General features: G+C 52.9%; 16 protein-coding genes. 11 read left to right on the top strand and 5 right to left on the bottom strand.

Annotated elements, in window-relative coordinates:
* The first annotated feature begins 75 nt into the window (after nt 1-75).
* A complete protein-coding gene (locus OH144_RS04935; protein WP_266205192.1) occupies nt 76-1095 on the top strand; it encodes a glycosyltransferase in 1020 nt (339 codons plus the stop codon).
* A 343-nt stretch (nt 1096-1438) separates the two neighbouring features.
* A complete protein-coding gene (locus tag OH144_RS04930) occupies nt 1439-2851 on the top strand; it encodes a T9SS type A sorting domain-containing protein (protein WP_266205191.1) in 1413 nt (470 codons plus the stop codon).
* Nucleotides 2852-2960: 109 nt separating this feature from the next.
* Here OH144_RS04930 and OH144_RS04925 read toward each other — a convergent pair whose 3' ends face one another.
* The gene (locus OH144_RS04925; protein WP_266205190.1) at nt 2961-3773 is read right to left on the bottom strand and encodes a 2,3,4,5-tetrahydropyridine-2,6-dicarboxylate N-succinyltransferase; all 813 of its coding nucleotides are present in this window, start codon (nt 3771-3773) and stop codon (nt 2961-2963) included.
* 53 nt (nt 3774-3826) lie between these two features.
* Here OH144_RS04925 and OH144_RS04920 point away from each other — a divergent pair, with 53 nt between their 5' ends.
* From OH144_RS04920 to mnmE, 9 genes are all read left to right on the top strand, one after another.
* A complete protein-coding gene (locus OH144_RS04920; protein ID WP_266205189.1) occupies nt 3827-4972 on the top strand; it encodes a glycosyltransferase in 1146 nt (381 codons plus the stop codon).
* A 67-nt stretch (nt 4973-5039) separates the two neighbouring features.
* A complete protein-coding gene (locus tag OH144_RS04915) occupies nt 5040-6038 on the top strand; it encodes a 3-oxoacyl-ACP synthase III family protein (protein ID WP_266205188.1) in 999 nt (332 codons plus the stop codon).
* 171 nt (nt 6039-6209) lie between these two features.
* Nucleotides 6210-6869: a metal-dependent transcriptional regulator gene (locus tag OH144_RS04910; protein ID WP_266205187.1), complete on the top strand. Its 660-nt coding sequence runs from the start codon at nt 6210-6212 to the stop codon at nt 6867-6869.
* A 16-nt stretch (nt 6870-6885) separates the two neighbouring features.
* On the top strand, nt 6886-7815 hold the full coding sequence (locus OH144_RS04905; protein ID WP_266205186.1) for a metal ABC transporter solute-binding protein, Zn/Mn family: 930 nt from the start codon (nt 6886-6888) through the stop codon (nt 7813-7815).
* A 12-nt stretch (nt 7816-7827) separates the two neighbouring features.
* A complete protein-coding gene (locus tag OH144_RS04900; protein ID WP_266205185.1) occupies nt 7828-8616 on the top strand; it encodes a metal ABC transporter ATP-binding protein in 789 nt (262 codons plus the stop codon).
* A gap of 85 nt (nt 8617-8701) precedes the next feature.
* The gene (locus tag OH144_RS04895; RefSeq protein WP_266205184.1) at nt 8702-9985 is read left to right on the top strand and encodes a metal ABC transporter permease; all 1284 of its coding nucleotides are present in this window, start codon (nt 8702-8704) and stop codon (nt 9983-9985) included.
* Between the two features lie 161 nt (nt 9986-10146).
* Nucleotides 10147-11025 (top strand): metal ABC transporter permease, encoded by an 879-nt coding sequence (locus OH144_RS04890; RefSeq protein ID WP_266205183.1) that lies wholly within the window; start codon nt 10147-10149, stop codon nt 11023-11025.
* Nucleotides 11026-11092: 67 nt separating this feature from the next.
* Nucleotides 11093-11683: a thioredoxin family protein gene (locus tag OH144_RS04885; RefSeq protein ID WP_266205182.1), complete on the top strand. Its 591-nt coding sequence runs from the start codon at nt 11093-11095 to the stop codon at nt 11681-11683.
* Nucleotides 11684-11876: 193 nt separating this feature from the next.
* On the top strand, nt 11877-13253 hold the full coding sequence (gene mnmE, locus OH144_RS04880; RefSeq protein ID WP_266205181.1) for a tRNA uridine-5-carboxymethylaminomethyl(34) synthesis GTPase MnmE: 1377 nt from the start codon (nt 11877-11879) through the stop codon (nt 13251-13253).
* 293 nt (nt 13254-13546) lie between these two features.
* Here the strand turns inward: mnmE and leuB are convergent, their stop codons facing one another.
* The 4 genes from leuB to OH144_RS04860 are packed head-to-tail and all read right to left on the bottom strand — an operon-like array spanning nt 13547 to nt 17817.
* Nucleotides 13547-14668, bottom strand: a complete 1122-nt coding sequence (gene leuB / locus OH144_RS04875; RefSeq protein WP_266205180.1) for a 3-isopropylmalate dehydrogenase — start codon at nt 14666-14668, stop codon at nt 13547-13549.
* A complete protein-coding gene (gene leuD / locus OH144_RS04870; RefSeq protein ID WP_266205179.1) occupies nt 14656-15252 on the bottom strand; it encodes a 3-isopropylmalate dehydratase small subunit in 597 nt (198 codons plus the stop codon). The genes leuB and leuD overlap by 13 nt, the downstream gene beginning before the upstream one ends.
* Nucleotides 15252-16649, bottom strand: a complete 1398-nt coding sequence (leuC, locus tag OH144_RS04865) for a 3-isopropylmalate dehydratase large subunit (RefSeq protein ID WP_266205178.1) — start codon at nt 16647-16649, stop codon at nt 15252-15254. The genes leuD and leuC overlap by 1 nt, the downstream gene beginning before the upstream one ends.
* A 1-nt stretch (nt 16650) precedes the next feature.
* Nucleotides 16651-17817, bottom strand: coding sequence for a 2-isopropylmalate synthase (locus OH144_RS04860; protein WP_266205177.1), 1167 nt, complete (start codon nt 17815-17817; stop codon nt 16651-16653).
* Between the last annotated feature and the right edge of the window lie 78 nt (nt 17818-17895).

The raw sequence follows: 17895 nt of genomic DNA, 5'->3' as shown, positions 1-17895 counted from the left end.
ATGCCGGCTGGGCATTTGTCATACTTGTCTTCGACCATGGTTAGTTCTACGCACCCTACGTAATATTTCTTATGTATGAGTACAGGCATAAGCCTTATTGTTTGCACCTATAATGGGGCTGCGCGCCTACCGGATACTATCCGGCACATCGCCGTGCAGCAGGTGCGCCCGGAAGTTCTCTGGGAGGTTCTGGTGGTGGATAATGCCTCCTCGGACCGGTCTGCCGCGACCGCAGCCGCCGCTTGGCGTCAATTCCGTTGCCCTGCCCCGTTCAGGGTCTTATACCAACCCCGGAAAGGCCTTGCGTATGCCCGGGAACTTGCCCTACAGGAAGCGGCGTATGACTTCGTGTTATTCTGCGATGATGACAATTGGCTATCGCCCGGCTACGTTAACCTTGCCTATGACCTTATGAAGGAAAATCCTACGGCAGGTGTGTTAGGGGGGTACGGCGAGCTGGTGTTTGAAAAGGACCCGCCTGCCTGGATGCGCAACCTTACCGCGTTGGCCAGCGGCCCGCAAGCCGCAGCCTCTGGTAAAGCAACCTATAACGCGGTGTACGGTGCTGGTTGTGTCATCCGCAAATCAGTCTTTCGAAAATTAGCAGCGGCTGGGTTCAAGCCCCTCTTGTCCGATAGGAAAGGCAAACAGTTAAGCGCGGGAGGGGACTACGAACTATGTTATGCCATTGCCTTGGCAGGTTATGACATTTGGTATGACGAAAGGCTCAGGTTTAAGCATTTCATCCCTCAGCATCGCATTTCATCGGACTATTACAGGCAGCTTCTAAAGGAGGGGGCCGAGAGCCTCGCCGTACTCATTCCCTACCGGCTTAGGGTTAATCAGAATTGCAAGGGGATGGTGTACTTTAACATAAACCTCCTCAAGGTCTTCGTCTTTTACTTTAGAAGACTTTTATGGGTGTTGCTTGGGAAGGTAGTTTCAAGGAGCCGAAATAAGGGAACTGTGCATCAAAGGCTTATGCTCTTATCACTCTTTTATAAATTATACGCCCTGAGGAATTATACTTCTATGAAACATAATTTCAAGAAAGTATTGGAGCTTGAAAAAAGGCTATATCAATTTAGATCCTGATTGAAGCCTGCCGATCTGGAGCAAAAAAATAGCTAGGCAAGCTGTAGTATTACACGATTTCCTTGGTCAACACCTCAGCGTTCCACAAGCTCCTATGTCCGTACTCACGTTGGCAATAGCAAACACCGCTTCAACAGCTGCCTTACAATTAATATGAATATAAAACGATTTATTTAAAACATTTTTTCTTTTAAAGCATATAGTACTAGTAAGGTAAAAGATCATCCCTAAACTACGAATGCATCTCCTGCAGCTATGACGCATAGCTTATACAATGACTCTTTTAGTTGAACCAGCATTTAAAGTGGTTTAAAAATCTGGCAGTAAATAAACCCTTATTCCTATGATCAGAATATTTACCATCATAAGCCTTCTGTTCCTTTCATACACTTCTACAACAGCTCAGGACCCGGCTGGATTTCTTTCGGTCAGGGAGCTTACAGCCCTACCCGTTACCAAGGACACCGGAGAAACACCGCAATCCAAGGCTTGGGCATATGGTGGCCATTACTGGGCTGTGCTACCGGATGCCACCGGCACGCATCTTTGGCGGCTTGAGGGGGATGGTTGGGTAAAGCACCTTAAGCTTTCGGATATACTTTTCAAAGCCGATTGTAAGGTAGACGGCAACCTGGCGCATATATTACTTTTCAGGGGGCGGGATATTATCAGCATGGCCTCACTGGAATACGTCTCAGGGGCCGGCACCTATAAGTTCTGGTCGAAAAGATCGGAGAACGTAGACATTAACATTGGCAAAGAGGCCTACACGGCGACGATTGAGGTTGACAGTAAGGGCAGGATGTGGCTTGCCTCAGATGCAGAGACAAGCATTGATATACGCTGGAGCGATATACCTTATACCACCTGGAGCGAACCTGTTAGCCTGGCAAGTGGTGTAACCAATGATGACCAATCTGCCATCGTCAAGATCCGGGACAAGATAGGCGTGATGTGGACAGATCTTAACAAAAAACGGTACGGATTCAAAACACATGCTGACGGCGCCGACCCCACTGCCTGGTCAGAAGAGGAAATCCCTTCTTCCCAATCAGCGCTTGACTTAGGGGGCGGCATGGTGAGCAACTCCATAAACCTGGCTTCCACCAGCGATGGCACCTTGTATGCCGCTATCAAAACAAGCTTTAACACACCAGGCCACCCAAGGCTGGCTTTACTCGTCAGGCGGCCGTCCGGCAACTGGGATGATCTCTACAGTGTCTCCGGCTCAGGCGACCGGCCAGTTGTTATCCTAAATGAGGAGGCCCAGCTAATCCGGGTGGTGTACAATACCTCCCGGGCAAATAACAATGATATCGTCTATAAGCAATCTCCTATGAGCGGGGTTACCTTTACGCCAGAGCAGCTTTTGCTCAAAGGCCCCTATACAGACATTTCGAGCACAAAAGATACCTTCACCGAAGGAGTCGTGATCCTGGCTTCGAATGAAACCCATACGGCTGGCGTGATCGCCTTTGATAAGTTACCGGAAGAGGACTGCTGTGACTGGACCTTGTATCCCAACCCCTTCAACGACATCACCTCGCTCTACTTTAAGACTACGGCAACCGAGAAGTATAACCTGACCATTTATAGCAGCACCGGCGAACAACTGACATCTTTATCAGGCGATACAAAAGCCGGAGAAGTAAACAGAATTGAAATCGATGGGGAAAAGTTTGCCTCAGGGCTTTATATGGTCAGGTTGCAGACCAAAGCGCAAAACAGAGTTTTTAAGGTGATCATAAGTAAATAAATAATAACCACCTCAGCCCTATCGAACTAAAAAATGCTTCTCAGTAATTTAGAAGCCTCTCCCGCCGGCCTTGGCGCGAGAGGCTTCTTTATGGCCCTTCTGCTCAACTTTACACCGCCACCGCATGGTCGCGCAGCACGTCGTTTAGCGATGTTTTCAGGTCTGTACTCGCCTTGCGTTGCCCGATGATGAGAGCGCAGGGCACCTGGAACTCTCCTGCAGGGAACTTCTTTGTGTAAGAACCCGGAATCACCACGGAGCGCGGCGGCACATAGCCCTTATACTCTTTCGGCTCGCTGCCCGTCACGTCGATGATCTTAGAGCTGCCTGTGATGGTAACGCCGGCCCCGATCACGGCCTCCTTACCGATACGGCAACCTTCCACCAGTATACTTCTGGATCCGATAAAAGCACCATCCTCTATGATAACAGGGGCGGCCTGCACCGGCTCCAGCACACCGCCAAGGCCCACGCCACCGCTCAGGTGCACGTTCTTACCCACCTGTGCACAGCTTCCTACCGTAGCCCAGGTATCTACCATCGTACCGGAGTCTACGTAGGCGCCGATGTTCACGTAGGACGGCATCATCACCACACCCCTTGCCAGAAAGGCTCCGTAACGCGCCACCGCATGCGGCACCACGCGCACGCCCAACTGCTCATAGTTGCGCTTCAGCGAGATCTTATCGTGAAACTCGAACGGACCAACCTCAATAGTCTTCATCTGCTGGATCGGGAAGTATAAAAGCACCGCTTTCTTCACCCACTCATTCACCGTCCACTCGTCGCCACTCGGCTCGGCCACGCGCAGTACACCTTTATCTAAATCCTCAATCACAGCACGGATAGCCTCCACCGTGGCAGATTCTTTCAGCAGTTCACGGTTATCCCATGCCTGCTCTATTATTTTTCTTAGCTCCATTTTCAGAATATGCTTATTACTCAATATTGCGTAAAAGTAAGTATTTTTGGTGGATGTCCGAAACCAGAATCCTGCTAGCCTCCCTGTTAAAGCCCATCAACGATACACGCATGTACGAGAAACTGGGCGTATCGGCAAGCAAATTAACAGGAACCGAAATTCATATAGCTGGGTTCCAGGCACCCATTCCCGCAACGGCACCAGCCAATGTATACTTCCACCCCATCTTCGATTTTAAACGGCTGAGCTTGGGCCGGCTCCTGGCACAGCGAAAGTATAAGCAGCTGCTCCATCAGCTAAAGCCAGACCTGATCATTGCCTGCACGCACGAGCTGTTAGGGGCAAGCAGGCACTACTGCAAGAAGTATGGCGCCAGGCTGATGTACGACGTACAGGAGAACTACACTTTGAACCTGACTTCGCAGCAGAACTACCCGCCCCTGCTCCGGCAACTGCTCGCCTTGGGGGTAGCCAGGTCCGAGAAAAACGCCGCGCCAGGTATAACGCACTTCCTGCTGGCTGAGGAAAGTTACGCACTCGAATTGCCGTTCCTGCCGGAGGGAAAGTATACCGTGATCGGCAACAAGTATAAACCGGCACCCGGTTATACATTACCCGCCACGCCGGTGCAGTTAAAGCAACAGCCGCTGCGGCTGCTCTACTCCGGCACCATCGCAGAGGTATACGGTGTTTTCGAGGCGGTAAGCCTGGCCGAGGCGCTGCATCAGCTGGAGCCCTCCACCACCCTCACCATCATCGGCTACAGCTCGCGCAGCCAGACTCTAAATCAGCTGCAGGAGCGTATCAAAGGCAAAAGTTTCATCACCCTTATCGGTGGAGATAGGCTGGTGCCGCACCAGCAGATCCTGCAAAGTATAAAGGAGAGCAACCTGGGACTGTTGCCGTACCAGCCGCACCCCAGCACCAAACATTGTATCCCTACAAAGCTTTACGAGTATATGGCCTATGCCCTGCCCGTGCTGGTGCAGCAAAATCCGCTCTGGCAAAGTATAACAGAGGCATACCAGGCGGGCATCTCCATCGATTTCAGGCAAGCGCGCCCGCAGGAGTTACTGCCACGTATATGGCAAGGGCTCTTCTATACTTCCGGAATTCCAGCTGACATCTTTTGGGAAGCGGAAGAGGCAAAGCTGCTCCAAATAGTTAAGGATGCCTTAAGCAGCAACCCCAAAGTATAAATTTTATTTTTAGATGAATCTAAAATTCAGATAAAGCAGTATATTTGAAACTAAACGAGACGAAAAGATGCGTAATTCTAGAATTGGTGGCGTTGGCCACTACGTACCGGAGAACGTGGTAACGAACAAAGACCTGGAGAAGATCATGGACACCTCGGATGAGTGGATCCGGGAGCGCACGGGTATTGTGGAGCGGCGCTATTTTCAGGAGGGTGTGGACACCACAGCCAACATGGGGGCTGCCGCTGCCCGCAAAGCCATACAGATGGCCGGTCTGGAGCCAACGGATATCGATATGATCGTGTTTGCTACCCTGAGCCCGGACTATGTTTTCCCAGGTTCCGGCGTGCTGTTGCAGCGTGAGCTTGGCTTAAAGGAGATACCGGCCCTGGATGTGCGTAACCAATGCTCCGGTTTTATATACGCCCTCTCGGTGGCCGATCAGTTCATCAAGACCGGCATGTATAACAACGTGCTGGTGGTCGGTTCCGAGATCCACTCCACCGGACTGGATTTCTCTACCCGTGGCCGTGGCGTTTCGGTGATCTTTGGCGATGGCGCAGGGGCTGTGGTGCTGGTGCCTTCCGAGAGCAACGACCGAGGCATACTTTCTACGCACCTGCACGCCGACGGGGAGTTTGCCGAGGAGCTGGCCGTTATTAACCCGGGCAGCAACAAAAAAGAACGCCTGACGCATGAAATGATCGAGGATGGCAGCATTTACCCCTACATGAACGGCAACATGGTGTTTAAACACGCCGTTACCCGTTTCCCGGAGGTTATTGAGGAGGCTCTGAGCAAGAACGGCTATAAACCGGGAGATATTGACCTGCTGGTGCCGCACCAGGCCAACCTGCGCATTACCTCCTACATCCAGCAGAAGATGGGCCTGCCTGCCGAAAAGGTGATGAGCAACATCCAGAAGTATGGCAACACCACGGCCGCCTCTGTGCCTATTGCCCTGAGCGAGGCTTTTGAAGAAGGTCGTATCAAGGAGGGCGACCTGGTATGCCTGGCGGCCTTCGGTAGCGGCTTTACCTGGGCTTCTGCGTTGATTCGCTGGTAAGTATAAATTTTGAATTTTGAATGAGTGGATGAGTGGATGAGTGAATAATAGAAAAAGTTCGGTTACAATAAAAGCAGGTATGAGCGCAACTTACTTCTACATTTTACCCAACACGAACAACTACACACTCACCCACTCATTCACTCAATCGCTCATTCACCCTTTGTTAATATGTCCCACAGTTATACCGAAGAGAACTACATTAAGGCAATCTATAAGCTGTCGGCTAACGGCGCGCAGGAGGTGAACACCAACGCCATTGCGGAGGTGCTCGAGACCAAAGCGGCTTCGGTGACGGACATGCTCCGCAAGCTGAGCGCCAAGAACATCGTCAACTATAAAAAGTATAAAGGCGTGTCGCTGACCCCGCAGGGGGAGCACGTGGCACTGCAGATCATTCGCAAGCACCGGCTGTGGGAGACGTTTCTGGTGGAGAAGCTGCGGTTTAACTGGGATGAGGTGCATGAGGTGGCGGAGGAACTGGAGCATATCTCCTCTACCCTGCTCACCAACCGCCTCGACGAGTTTTTGGGCTTCCCCAAATTCGACCCGCACGGCGACCCCATCCCTTCCGAAACCGGCGAGATGAAGCAGAAGAAGCAGCGGCTGCTATCGGAGATGGAGGTGGACGACGCCGGCGTGGTGGTAGGCGTAAACGACTCGCAGCCACTCTTCCTGCAGTACCTCGACAAAATGGGCATCTCGCTGGGCTCAAGTATAAAAGTCATCGACCGCATACCTTATGACAACTCCCTGGAGATACACCTGGAGGACAGTAAAAGCCTGCTCATCTCCAGCGAAGTGTCCAGGAATATTTTTATATCGGCCTAAAGGCTCCGCACAAACTATGAGATCGATCTACTTACTGGCCATACTTTGCCTCACCCTACTTGCCGGCGCCTGTACGCAAACAGAAACCAAAGGCGCCATGGCAGCGGGCAAGCGTATGAAAATACTCACCACCACCAGCATCCTCAAAGACGCCGTGGCCAACATCGTGGGCGACGCCGCCGAAGTGGAGTCGGTGATGGGCAGCGGCGTAGACCCGCACCTCTACAAGGCCACCCAAGGCGACCTGCAGAAGCTGATGGAGGCAGACGTAATTATCTACAACGGCCTGTACCTGGAGGGCAAAATGGGCGAGGTGATGGAAAAGCTGAGCCGCCAGAAAACGGTTGTAACCGCCACGGCAAGTATACCGAAAGAAAAACTCCGCGCCTCTGAACAGTACGCCGATAGCCAGGACCCGCATGTATGGTTCGATGTGACGCTGTGGCAGGAGGTAGTGAGGCACCTGAGCCAGGAACTGCAACAGAAAGATCCTGCCAACGCCGAAGTATACATGCAGAACACCCAAGCCTACCTGCAGGAGCTCGACACGCTTCACCAGTGGGTAACACAACAAATACAGACTATACCGGAGCAGCAGCGCATCCTCATCACGGCGCACGATGCCTTTGGGTACTTCGGTGATGCCTATAATATAAAGGTGCGCGGGCTTCAGGGTATTTCCACGGTATCGGAGTTTGGCTTACAGGATGTGTCGTCGCTGGTAAAGTATATCGCTGAAAACAAGATCAAAGCCGTATTTGTGGAGTCATCGGTCTCGCCGAAGGCCATTGAGGCCGTGGTGGTTGGAAGCAGGGAACGGGGGCATGAGGTAATAATCGGCGGCACCTTATACTCAGATGCCTTGGGAGAGGAAGGAACAGCAGAGGGCACTTACATTGGTATGGTGCGGCATAACGTGAGCAGCATGGTGTCAGCTTTAAAATAAAAGTACAAACAGATGATACTTCAAGTAGAGAACCCGGTGGTAGAGGTGCACGACCTGACGGTGAGTTACGACCGGAAGCCCGTGCTGTGGGGCATCGACCTGACCTTACCGGCCGGTGCGCTGGTAGGCGTGATCGGGCCGAACGGAGCGGGCAAGTCTACGCTGATCAAAGCGATGATGGATTTGCTGCCGGCAGGCAGTGGCTACGTCAGGATTTTTGATAAACCTATAAATGAGGTGCGCGGCCGCATCAGTTACGTGCCGCAGCGCGAGTCGGTGGACTGGGATTTCCCGGCCTCGGTTTTTGATGTGGTGCTGATGGGCCGCTACGGCAAGCTGGGGCTCTTTAAACGGCCGCGCAAGGCGGATAAGGACGCTGCCATGGACGCGCTGCAGAAAGTAGGTATGCAGGGCTATGCCAACCGCCAGATCTCGCAACTGTCCGGGGGGCAACAGCAGCGCGTGTTCCTGGCCCGTGCGCTGGCGCAGAACGCCGATATTTACTTTATGGATGAGCCCTTTGCCGGGGTAGACATCGCCACCGAAACGGCCATTATCGAATTGCTGCGCACCATGCGGGAGCAAGGAAAAACCGTCATCGTGGTGCACCACGACCTGCAATCCGCCACAGAGTATTTTGACTGGGTAGTGCTGCTGAACCTGCGCCTGGTAGCCTCCGGCCCTACCGAGCAGATACTCACGCAGCAACTGCTGGAGCAAACCTACGGCGGCAAGCTTACCGTGCTCACCAAAGTAGGCGAGTTGCTCAAAAAACAGGAGTTTCCGTCAAGAGAGAGATAAGGAGTTTAGGAGTTAGAGAATTAGAGAGTATGAATTCATCCTTTCAATCACATAACAACCCAGCAGTCATCAATTAAAGACCGGCATGAACGAGTTTTTTGAGTTCTTTTCTTTTGCTGATGCCAACGTACGGTATGTCACGCTGGGCTCGGTGCTGCTGGCGGGCAGCTCGGCGGTGGTGGGCTGTTTTACGCTCCTCCGCAAACGGGCGCTCGTGGGCGATGCCGTGGCGCACGCCGTACTGCCCGGCGTTTGCCTGGCATTTATACTTTCCGGCACCAAGAACCCATTCATACTTCTGTTAGGGGCTTTTATCACCGGATGGATCTCCCTGCTCACCATAGATTTTATCACCTCCCGCTCCCGCATTAAGGAAGACACGGCCATTGGCCTGGTGCTTTCCGTGTTCTTCGGCATCGGTATACTGCTGCTGACGGCCATACAGCACTCCGGCAACGCCGCCCAAAGCGGCCTCGACAAGTTCCTGTTCGGCAAGGCCGCCTCTCTGGTGGGCGAGGATCTGATCGCCTTCAGCCTGGTGGCTGTGCTGCTGCTGGTGGCTACGCTCCTGTTTTACAAAGAACTCACCCTCCTTTGCTTCGACCAGGCGTATGCCAAAACCATAGGTTACCCGGTGCGGGCGCTGGAGCTGTTGCTAACCACACTCACCGTTTTTGCCGTGGTGGTGGGCATACAGGCGGTGGGCGTTGTGCTGATGGCGGCCATGCTCATCACTCCGGCTGCTGCGGCACGCTTCTGGACCGACAGACTCAGTCTGATGCTGGTGCTGGCCGCCCTGATCGGGGCCTTTTCGGGAGTGGCGGGTGCCTACGTCTCTTATACAGCCCCAGCCATGCCAACCGGCCCTTGGATCGTGCTGATCGTGTCAATGATCGCCATACTTTCTTTTGCCTTCGCGCCGGGCAAAGGGTGGGTATCGCGCCTGCTGCGCCAGCGCCGCAACAAGACGCTGATCCTGGAGGAAAACCTGCTGAAGCTGCTCTACCAGTTAGGAGAGCAAAGGCAGGGCACGCTGGCACCACATACCTTCCAGGAGATACTGGAGAGAAGGGCTATCCCCAAAAAGCAGGCCGCCGCGGGCTTAAGAAAACTGAAAAACCAGGGATACCTAATGAAGACGCCGGAGGGCTGGTTGCTCACCGGCCAGGGCCAGCGCCGGGGCGAACGTGTGGTACGGCTGCACCGTCTTTGGGAGCTATACCTAACCCAGTACCTGCACCTGGCCTCGGACCACGTGCACGAGGATGCCGAGACCATCGAGCACATTATCACTCCTGAACTGGAGCAGAAACTGATGGAGGAACTTGGCTTCCCCGTTCTAGACCCGCACAGCGCCCGAATTCCATAGGGGAGTTTGGGAGTTAAAGAGTTAGAGAGTTTGGGAGGTAAGAGTTAGAAAGTTGAAGACTATAGAATCCAAGATAAGAAGATAATAACTAAACAACCATGTAGCTATCAAACATTTAACCATACAACCATTTAACAATCAGCAATTAACAGTTAAAACCTTTGAACGCCTTTTGGATCATACTTACCGGATCGTTGGTAGCTACCTGCTGTAGTCTGCTGGGTTGTTACCTCATCCTGCGGCGCATGGCCATGGTGGGCGATGCTATCTCGCATGCTGTGTTGCCGGGCATTGTCATTGCTTTCCTGTTCACTGGCTCGCGGGAATCGGTGCCGATGCTGATCGGGGCCGGTTTACTGGGCGTGCTGACTACGTTCCTCATTGAGTTCTTCCACCGCTATGCCCGCGTACAGGCCGATGCCGCGATCGGTGTCACGTTTACCTGGCTGTTTGCCATCGGTATCATCCTTATCTCGGTATTTGCCGGCCAGGTGGACCTAGACCAGGACTGCGTGCTCTACGGTGAGATTGCTTACGTGCCGCTGGATCTATGGATTACAGAGGGAGGCCTAAGCCTCGGCCCCCGCACCGTCTGGACCTTGGCTGTGGTAACTATGTTGATCATACTTTTCATCATACTAGGGTATAAGGAGCTTTTTCTCACCACCTTCGACCCAGCCTATGCAGCGGCCATAGGCATCTCCACCACGGTCTGGTATTACTCCCTCATGACGGCCGTCTCTATCACCACCGTGGCCTCCTTTGAGTCGGTGGGTGCCATATTGGTGGTGGCGCTCCTGGTAGCCCCTCCGGCTACAGCCTACCTGCTTACCGACAATTTTAAGCATATGCTCCTGCTGTCGGTGCTGGCAGGTATACTTGCCTCCGCAGCCGGCTATTACCTGGCCGTCTGGATTGACGGTTCCATTGCCGGGGCCATTGCCACTGTTACAGGTATGGAATTTATGTTGGCATTCCTCTTCTCCCCAACCCGGGGTATACTTGTCAAAAGGAAGCAACTACAGCCTGTGCAGCATTAAGCTGGAATTTATACTTGGCCGATCCTGTTAAACCCTTATTCATGATGCTACACCACCTCCATTAAGTATGATTAGAAGAGCAGCTATACTTTCGGCCTTTGCCCTGGCCCTCTTTGCCGGTTGCAACAACCGCAATACCTCAGCCTCCCTACAGGCCTCAACCACTGAAGCCACACCAGTTCAGTTAACCGCGCTGGAAGGCGCTGCTAAAAAAGCAGAGAAAATTCAATGGATGACGATCGAACAGGCTGCCGCACGCATGGAGAAGGAGCCGCGTAAGATCGTGATAGATGTTTATACCGACTGGTGCGGCTGGTGCAAGAAAATGGACAAAAGCACATTCACGGACCCGAAGGTAGTAGAGCTGGTGAACAAGCATTTCTACCCCGTAAAGCTGAACGCCGAAGGCAAAGACGCCATCACCCTCAGGGGCCAAACCTTTACGTATAAGGACGAGTACAGGTCGCATGAACTGGCAGTGGCACTACTGCAGGGCCAGATGAGCTACCCTACCACCGTGTACCTGGACGAAAAAATGAACATGCTGGCCCCTGTGCCCGGCTACCTCGACGCCAAGACCTTCTCCAAGATCCTGCGCTATTTCGGCGAGAACCACCACAAGTCGATGAACTTCCAGGAGTACGAGAAACAGAATTAGCACGTCCTACTCGTGGCTTATAGGGCTGCTAAAGTATGAGTCTTCGCAACCTGGCAAGTATAAATTATACTTCCGGATAACAGCTGGACAAAGCCTGTAGCCGGAAAATCTCCTGAAACTCGGGCCGCCTCCCTTGCCTCCTGATTCTGTTAATAAATCCGTAAATTTGCAGCGCAAATAATCTAGACCTGAATTGATCCAGCATATTAATACCGATACCATTGTAGCCGTAGCTACCGCCCCGGGCGTAGGCGCCATTGCCGTCATTCGCCTGTCGGGTCCGGAAGCTATCCATATTACCAACTCCGTTTTCAAAGGAAAAGATCTTTCCACACAAGCCAGCCACACCATTCATTTCGGTACTATCCGCGATGAGGGGAAGGTGCTGGACGAAGTGCTGGTTTCTTTGTTTGTGGCACCGCACTCCTACACGAAAGAGAATGTAGTAGAGATCTCCTGCCACGGCTCCGATTTCATCGTGCAGCAGATCGTGAAGCTGCTGCTGAAGCATGGCGCTCGTCTGGCGAATGCCGGAGAGTTTACCAAGCGTGCTTTCCTGAACGGGCAGTTCGACCTGGCCCAGGCCGAGGCCGTCGCTGACCTGATTTCTTCCGACTCCGCCCTCTCCCATGAGGTGGCCATGAAACAGATGCGGGGCGGCTTCTCACAAGAAATAAAGCGCCTGCGTGCCGAGCTGGTGCATTTTGCTTCCATGATTGAGCTGGAGCTGGATTTTGGCGAGGAGGATGTGGAGTTTGCAGACCGCCAGCAGTTGCGCTCTCTTATACTGAATATTCAAGGCATCATCCGGGAACTGCTCAAGTCTTTCGAGCTGGGCAACGTGATCAAAAACGGTGTGCCTACCGTGATCGTGGGCAAACCAAATGCCGGCAAATCTACCCTGCTCAACAAACTGCTGAACGAGGAAAAAGCTATTGTTTCGGATGTACCCGGCACCACCCGCGACTTTATTGAGGATGAGATCAACATTGAAGGTATCACCTTCCGCTTCATCGATACGGCCGGCCTCCGCGAAACAACCGATAAAGTAGAGGCCATCGGCGTGGAGCGTACCATGCAGAAACTCAGCCAATCATCGCTGATCATTTACCTTTTCGATATTACCGAGGTTTCGGCAGAGGAAGTACAGGCCGAGCTGGAAAGGCTGAACCCAAAGAAGCTACCGATGGTAGCCGTGGCCAACAAAATTGACCGTGCCCCTGCCGATAAGGTCAAGGCCTTCGAAAGTATAGAAAACCTGGTGACTATATCCGCGGCCGAGGGGGCCAACCTGGACGACCTGAAGCAGGCGCTGGTGGAGAAAGTAAACCTGGGCAAGCTTAATACTCAAAGCCAAACCATTGTAACGAACCTGCGCCACGTGGACAGCCTGAACAAAACCTACGCTGCCCTGGATGATGTACTCAATGGCCTTGGCTTAGGGATGAGCGGAGATCTGGTAGCGGCTGATATCCGCAGATCACTCTACAGCCTGGGCGAGATCACCGGTGAAATCACAACAGATGATTTGCTGGACAATATCTTCACCAAGTTCTGCATCGGCAAATAGCATCTTAAAATTAGCCAATAGTATAATTATCTAAGGCCTGCCCCTATATACACAACAAAGACCAATGCCCCTACTTTCGCCAACCTGAACAGGTCCTCCGGCAAAAGTAGGGGCATTAACGGGCAAGTCTGTAGAAACTAAACACCTAATAGTAGATCACTTTACACCTGAAGAAGGATTTCTTCAACAGACGATGCCTTCGACTAAAATATGTGCAAAGCAATCTATTACAGTAGAAACCTTTTGCCTTGCCAAATGCAGGGTGTAGGGTTCCTTAGGTTAGCATAGGATTCCTAAATCAGGGTACTCATGCCAACCTGAACATTTTCTTTATGCAGGCCTTCCAAAACACCGCCCAGCACACAGGACACGATGAAGGCTCCTACCTGCTCCGTCGAATAGGCCAAAGTCGGGGCTATCAGATCCTGTGTCAGAATCTTTTTGTCCAACGCCTCTTGTACCGCATAATGCACCAGGCTTGCCTCCTGGTACAAACCAAAGTGTTCCAGCATCATCGCCCCGGAAAGAATCATAGCAATAGGGTTGGCTATGTTCTTGCCCTTGGCCTGCGGGTAGGAACCATGGATTGGCTCAAACAGTGCAGCCTCTTCTCCAACAGAGGAAGAAGGCAGCATACCCAGCGAGCCTGCGATCACAGAGGCCTCGTCAGATAAAATATCCCCGAACATGTTCTCAGTCAGGATTACATCGAATTGGCTGGGCTTAAGAATTAGCTGCATGGCCGCATTGTCGACAAACAGATAATCAACGGCTACGTCAGGGTAGGAAGCACTAACCTCCTGCACTACCTCCCGCCATAGCCTGGAGGTTTCCAGCACATTAGCCTTATCCACCAGGGTAAGCTTACGGCGGCGGTTCTGAGCGGCCTGGAAGGCAAGATGGGCTACGCGTGCTATCTCATACCTGCTGTACGTGCAGTGGTCGTAAGCACTGTCAGCCAGGCGGCCTTTCTCCCCGAAGTATATGCCACCGGTAAGTTCCCGGAAGAACAGCATATCGGCACCCTTGATGCGCTCTTCCTTCAGGGGAGATTGCGGCAGCAGTGCCTCATAGGCTTTTACAGGACGAATGTTGGCGTAAAGGCCAAGCGATTTTCTAAGCTTTAGCAGGCCTTGCTCCGGCCGTACCTTGGCGGCGGGGTTGTTGTCATACTTGGGGTCTCCGATCGCTCCTAAAAGTATAGCATCCGACTGAAAGCAAGCCTCCAGCGTCTTGTCAGGTAGCGGCTCTCCGGTAGCGTCAATGGCGCAGGCACCCATCAGCTGCATGTCGAACGAGAATTCATGCCCGAACCGCTCTCCTACTGCTTTCAGAACCCTGATGGCTTCCTGGCATACTTCCGGCCCTATACCATCCCCGGCCAGCACTACAATCTTTTTATTTAATATACCCATACTCTGTTTTTTTCGAAGGCTTCAATCGCCTCCTTCTGACTTACTAAATAATCAATGTCATCATAACCGTTCAGCAGGCACTCTTTTTTATAAGAGTCGATCTCAAACGGAATGCGCTGCTCCCATGCCGGCACATACAGTTGCTCAGCGGGCAGGTCGATGATAAACTCTGTCCCGGGGTCTTCTTCGATCTGCTTCAGGAGCCGCTCCAGTACCGAATCCTCCACCTGTAGCGGCAGAAGCCCGTTATTCAATGCGTTGCCCCGGAAGATGTCAGCAAAATAACTGGAGATGACCACCTTAAAGCCAGCATCGAACAAGGCCCACGCAGCATGCTCCCTGCTGGAGCCACAACCAAAGTTCTTCCCTGCCACCAGGACCTGTCCCTGGAACCGTGAATCATTCAGCACGAATTTCTTATTAGGTTGCCCGCTACTGTCGTAGCGCCAGTCCCGGAACAGGTTCTCTCCAAAGCCCTCCCGGGAGGTGGCTTTCAGGAAGCGGGCAGGTATGATTTGGTCTGTATCGATGTTCTCTATCGGTAACGGCACGGCCGTCGAATGGAGCACGTTAAACTTTTCCATTAGCTCAAGTATTGAGATATGTCCGTAATCTTTCCTTCCACCGCTGATACCGCTGCTACCAGTGGGCTGGCGAGCAAGGTTCTGGACCCTGGCCCCTGACGCCCCTCGAAATTGCGGTTAGAGGTGGAGACACAGTAAGCCCCTGCAGGGATCTTGTCTTCGTTCATCGCCAGGCAGGCACTGCACCCGGGCTCCCGCAACTCAAAACCGGCCTCTGCCAGAATTTTGTCCAGCCCCTCGGCTTTCGCCTGCTCCTCCACCTGCTTGGAGCCAGGAACGACGATGGCCTCCACGTGGCTGGCTTTCTTCTTGCCCTGCACGTAGTTTGCCACCAGCCGAAGATCCTCGATCCGGGAGTTGGTACAGCTGCCAATAAATACATAATCCACAGGCTTTCCTAAAAGGGACTCTCCGGGCGCGAAGCCCATGTACTGCAGCGACTTCTCGAAGCTTGCCTGCTCACTGGCTTTCACCTTTTGAGGAACACTTGCGTTCAAGGAAATACCCATACCCGGATTGGTGCCATAGGTGATCATGGGGGTGACGGAGGCAGCATTGAAATGGTACTCCACTTCGAATTGCGCGTCTTCATCAGAGTATAGCGTTTCCCAATAGGCTACAGCCTTTTCCCATTGCTCCCCTTGCGGGGCAAAAGGGCGGTCCTTCAGGTAAGAAAAGGTTGTCTCGTCCGGGGCTATCATACCGCCACGCGCGCCCATCTCAATGCTCATGTTGCAGACCGTCATACGTCCTTCCATGCTGAGAGAGCGGATGGCACTTCCCGCATACTCTACGAAATAGCCTGTGGCTCCGCCTGTTCCGAGCGATGCGATAATGAAGAGGATCAGATCTTTGGCCGTTACGCCGGGCCTGAGGTCACCCTCCACGGTAATGCGCATGCGCTTTGGCCGTGATAGGAGCAGGCACTGCGAGGCCATCACCTGCGCTACCTGGCTCGTACCAATTCCGAAGGCAATCGCCCCAAAGGCACCATGGGTAGAAGTATGGCTGTCGCCGCAGACCATGGTCATACCCGGCTGGGTAATGCCAAGCTCAGGTCCGATCACGTGCACAATGCCCTGATACGGGTGGCCCAGGCCATAGAGCGATACTCCATGCTTCTCGCAGTTTTCCGTCAGCCTGTCAACCTGAGAGCGTGAGAGCGGCTCCTGGATCGGGAGGTGCTGGTTCCTGGTCGGTACGTTATGGTCAGCGGTGGCCACTATCTGGTTTCGGCGGAACAGGGAAAGGCCCCGGTTCTCCAGCTCCTCAAAGGCTTGCGGGCTGGTCACCTCATGGATCAGGTGCTTGTCGATATAGAACACGTCCTGCCCCCCCGGTAAGGATCGCACCACATGGGCGTCCCATACTTTATCGAATAAGGTCTTTTTTTTCATCTCAGCCTGCTGTCACTAGATTTTGCTTCTCTACCAACACATGAAGGTCTGTGTCCCGCACCTCCTTCTTTTCATCGGCCACTTTCAGAAACGAGCCATAGGCTTTATCCAGCGTCTCTTTATCGAAATTATAGCCTAGCTTCTGCAGTCGGTAAGCCAGGGCGGCGCGGCCTGAGCGGGCGGTCAATACAATCGAGGAGCTGTCTACCCCCACATCCCGCGGGTCGATGATCTCATACGTTTCGCGGTGCTTGATCACACCGTCTTGATGTATGCCGCTGGAGTGCGAGAAGGCATTGGCGCCCACAATAGCCTTGTTAGGCTGTACCGGCATCCGCATCATGTGCGAGACGAGCGTAGATGTCTCCGTGAGCAACTTGCTATTTACGCCGGTGGTCAGGTTCAGGTACGGATGCTGGCGCAGGATCATCACAACCTCTTCAAGGGCAGTATTCCCGGCACGCTCCCCTACTCCGTTTATGGTGCACTCTATCTGTCTGGCACCGTTTACCACGCCGGCAATGGAGTTGGCCGTGGCCAGCCCCAGGTCGTTGTGGCAGTGTGTGGAGAGGCAAACATTTTCAATGCCCTTCACATGCTCGTAAAGGTACTTTATCTTGGCACCGTACTCCTCCGGCAGGCAATAGCCGGTGGTATCCGGGATGTTGAGCACCGTTGCGCCCGCCTTCACCGCCAGTTCACATACCCTGGCCAGAAACTCGTTATCCGTTCTTCCGGCATCCTCGGCATAAAACTCTACATCTTCCACAAAACTCTTTGCCAGTTTTACCGCCTCCACAGCTCTGGACATGACTTCTTCCTGGGTAGTGCGTAACTTGTAGCGCACATGCAGGTCGGAAGTGCCGATACCCGTGTGGATTCTGGGCCGGCGCGCCCCCTTGAGTGCTTCGGCAGCCGTGCGAATGTCATTCTCCACAGCCCTGGATAAACCACAGACGGTAGACTCCTTTGTCTGTTTTGCGATAGCCTTCACAGCTTCAAAGTCGCCGGGGCTGGATATAGGAAAACCAGCCTCGATAACGTCCACACCCAAAAGCTCCAGTTGTCTGGCAATGACTAGCTTTTCCTGCGTGTTGAGTTTACAGCCCGGCACCTGCTCCCCGTCCCGTAAGGTGGTATCAAATATTTGTATTTTCTGAACAGACATCCTTTATTTGGTCTTTAACAGTTAGAGTATTGTTTTAAAGGTCTTACTTGATTAGTGGCAACAAAAACAAATTTCGAT

The sequence above is a fragment of the Pontibacter kalidii genome, assembly GCF_026278245.1.
In the GTDB taxonomy this organism is placed as follows: domain Bacteria; phylum Bacteroidota; class Bacteroidia; order Cytophagales; family Hymenobacteraceae; genus Pontibacter; species Pontibacter kalidii.
Note: the sequence above shows the minus strand (reverse complement) of the source record. Positions and strands in the feature narration are given on the sequence as shown.

What these genes read in the sequence shown, in the direction of transcription:
- OH144_RS04935 (WP_266205192.1), top strand. Translation starts at nt 76, where the DNA reads ATGAGTACAGGCATAAGCCTTATTGTTTGCACCTATAATGGGGCTGCG.
- OH144_RS04930 (WP_266205191.1), top strand. Translation starts at nt 1,439, where the DNA reads ATGATCAGAATATTTACCATCATAAGCCTTCTGTTCCTTTCATACACT.
- OH144_RS04925 (WP_266205190.1), bottom strand. Translation starts at nt 3,773, where the DNA reads ATGGAGCTAAGAAAAATAATAGAGCAGGCATGGGATAACCGTGAACTG.
- OH144_RS04920 (WP_266205189.1), top strand. Translation starts at nt 3,827, where the DNA reads ATGTCCGAAACCAGAATCCTGCTAGCCTCCCTGTTAAAGCCCATCAAC.
- OH144_RS04915 (WP_266205188.1), top strand. Translation starts at nt 5,040, where the DNA reads ATGCGTAATTCTAGAATTGGTGGCGTTGGCCACTACGTACCGGAGAAC.
- OH144_RS04910 (WP_266205187.1), top strand. Translation starts at nt 6,210, where the DNA reads ATGTCCCACAGTTATACCGAAGAGAACTACATTAAGGCAATCTATAAG.
- OH144_RS04905 (WP_266205186.1), top strand. Translation starts at nt 6,886, where the DNA reads ATGAGATCGATCTACTTACTGGCCATACTTTGCCTCACCCTACTTGCC.
- OH144_RS04900 (WP_266205185.1), top strand. Translation starts at nt 7,828, where the DNA reads ATGATACTTCAAGTAGAGAACCCGGTGGTAGAGGTGCACGACCTGACG.
- OH144_RS04895 (WP_266205184.1), top strand. Translation starts at nt 8,702, where the DNA reads ATGAACGAGTTTTTTGAGTTCTTTTCTTTTGCTGATGCCAACGTACGG.
- OH144_RS04885 (WP_266205182.1), top strand. Translation starts at nt 11,093, where the DNA reads ATGATTAGAAGAGCAGCTATACTTTCGGCCTTTGCCCTGGCCCTCTTT.
- leuB (WP_266205180.1), bottom strand. Translation starts at nt 14,668, where the DNA reads ATGGGTATATTAAATAAAAAGATTGTAGTGCTGGCCGGGGATGGTATA.
- leuD (WP_266205179.1), bottom strand. Translation starts at nt 15,252, where the DNA reads ATGGAAAAGTTTAACGTGCTCCATTCGACGGCCGTGCCGTTACCGATA.
- leuC (WP_266205178.1), bottom strand. Translation starts at nt 16,649, where the DNA reads ATGAAAAAAAAGACCTTATTCGATAAAGTATGGGACGCCCATGTGGTG.
- OH144_RS04860 (WP_266205177.1), bottom strand. Translation starts at nt 17,817, where the DNA reads ATGTCTGTTCAGAAAATACAAATATTTGATACCACCTTACGGGACGGG.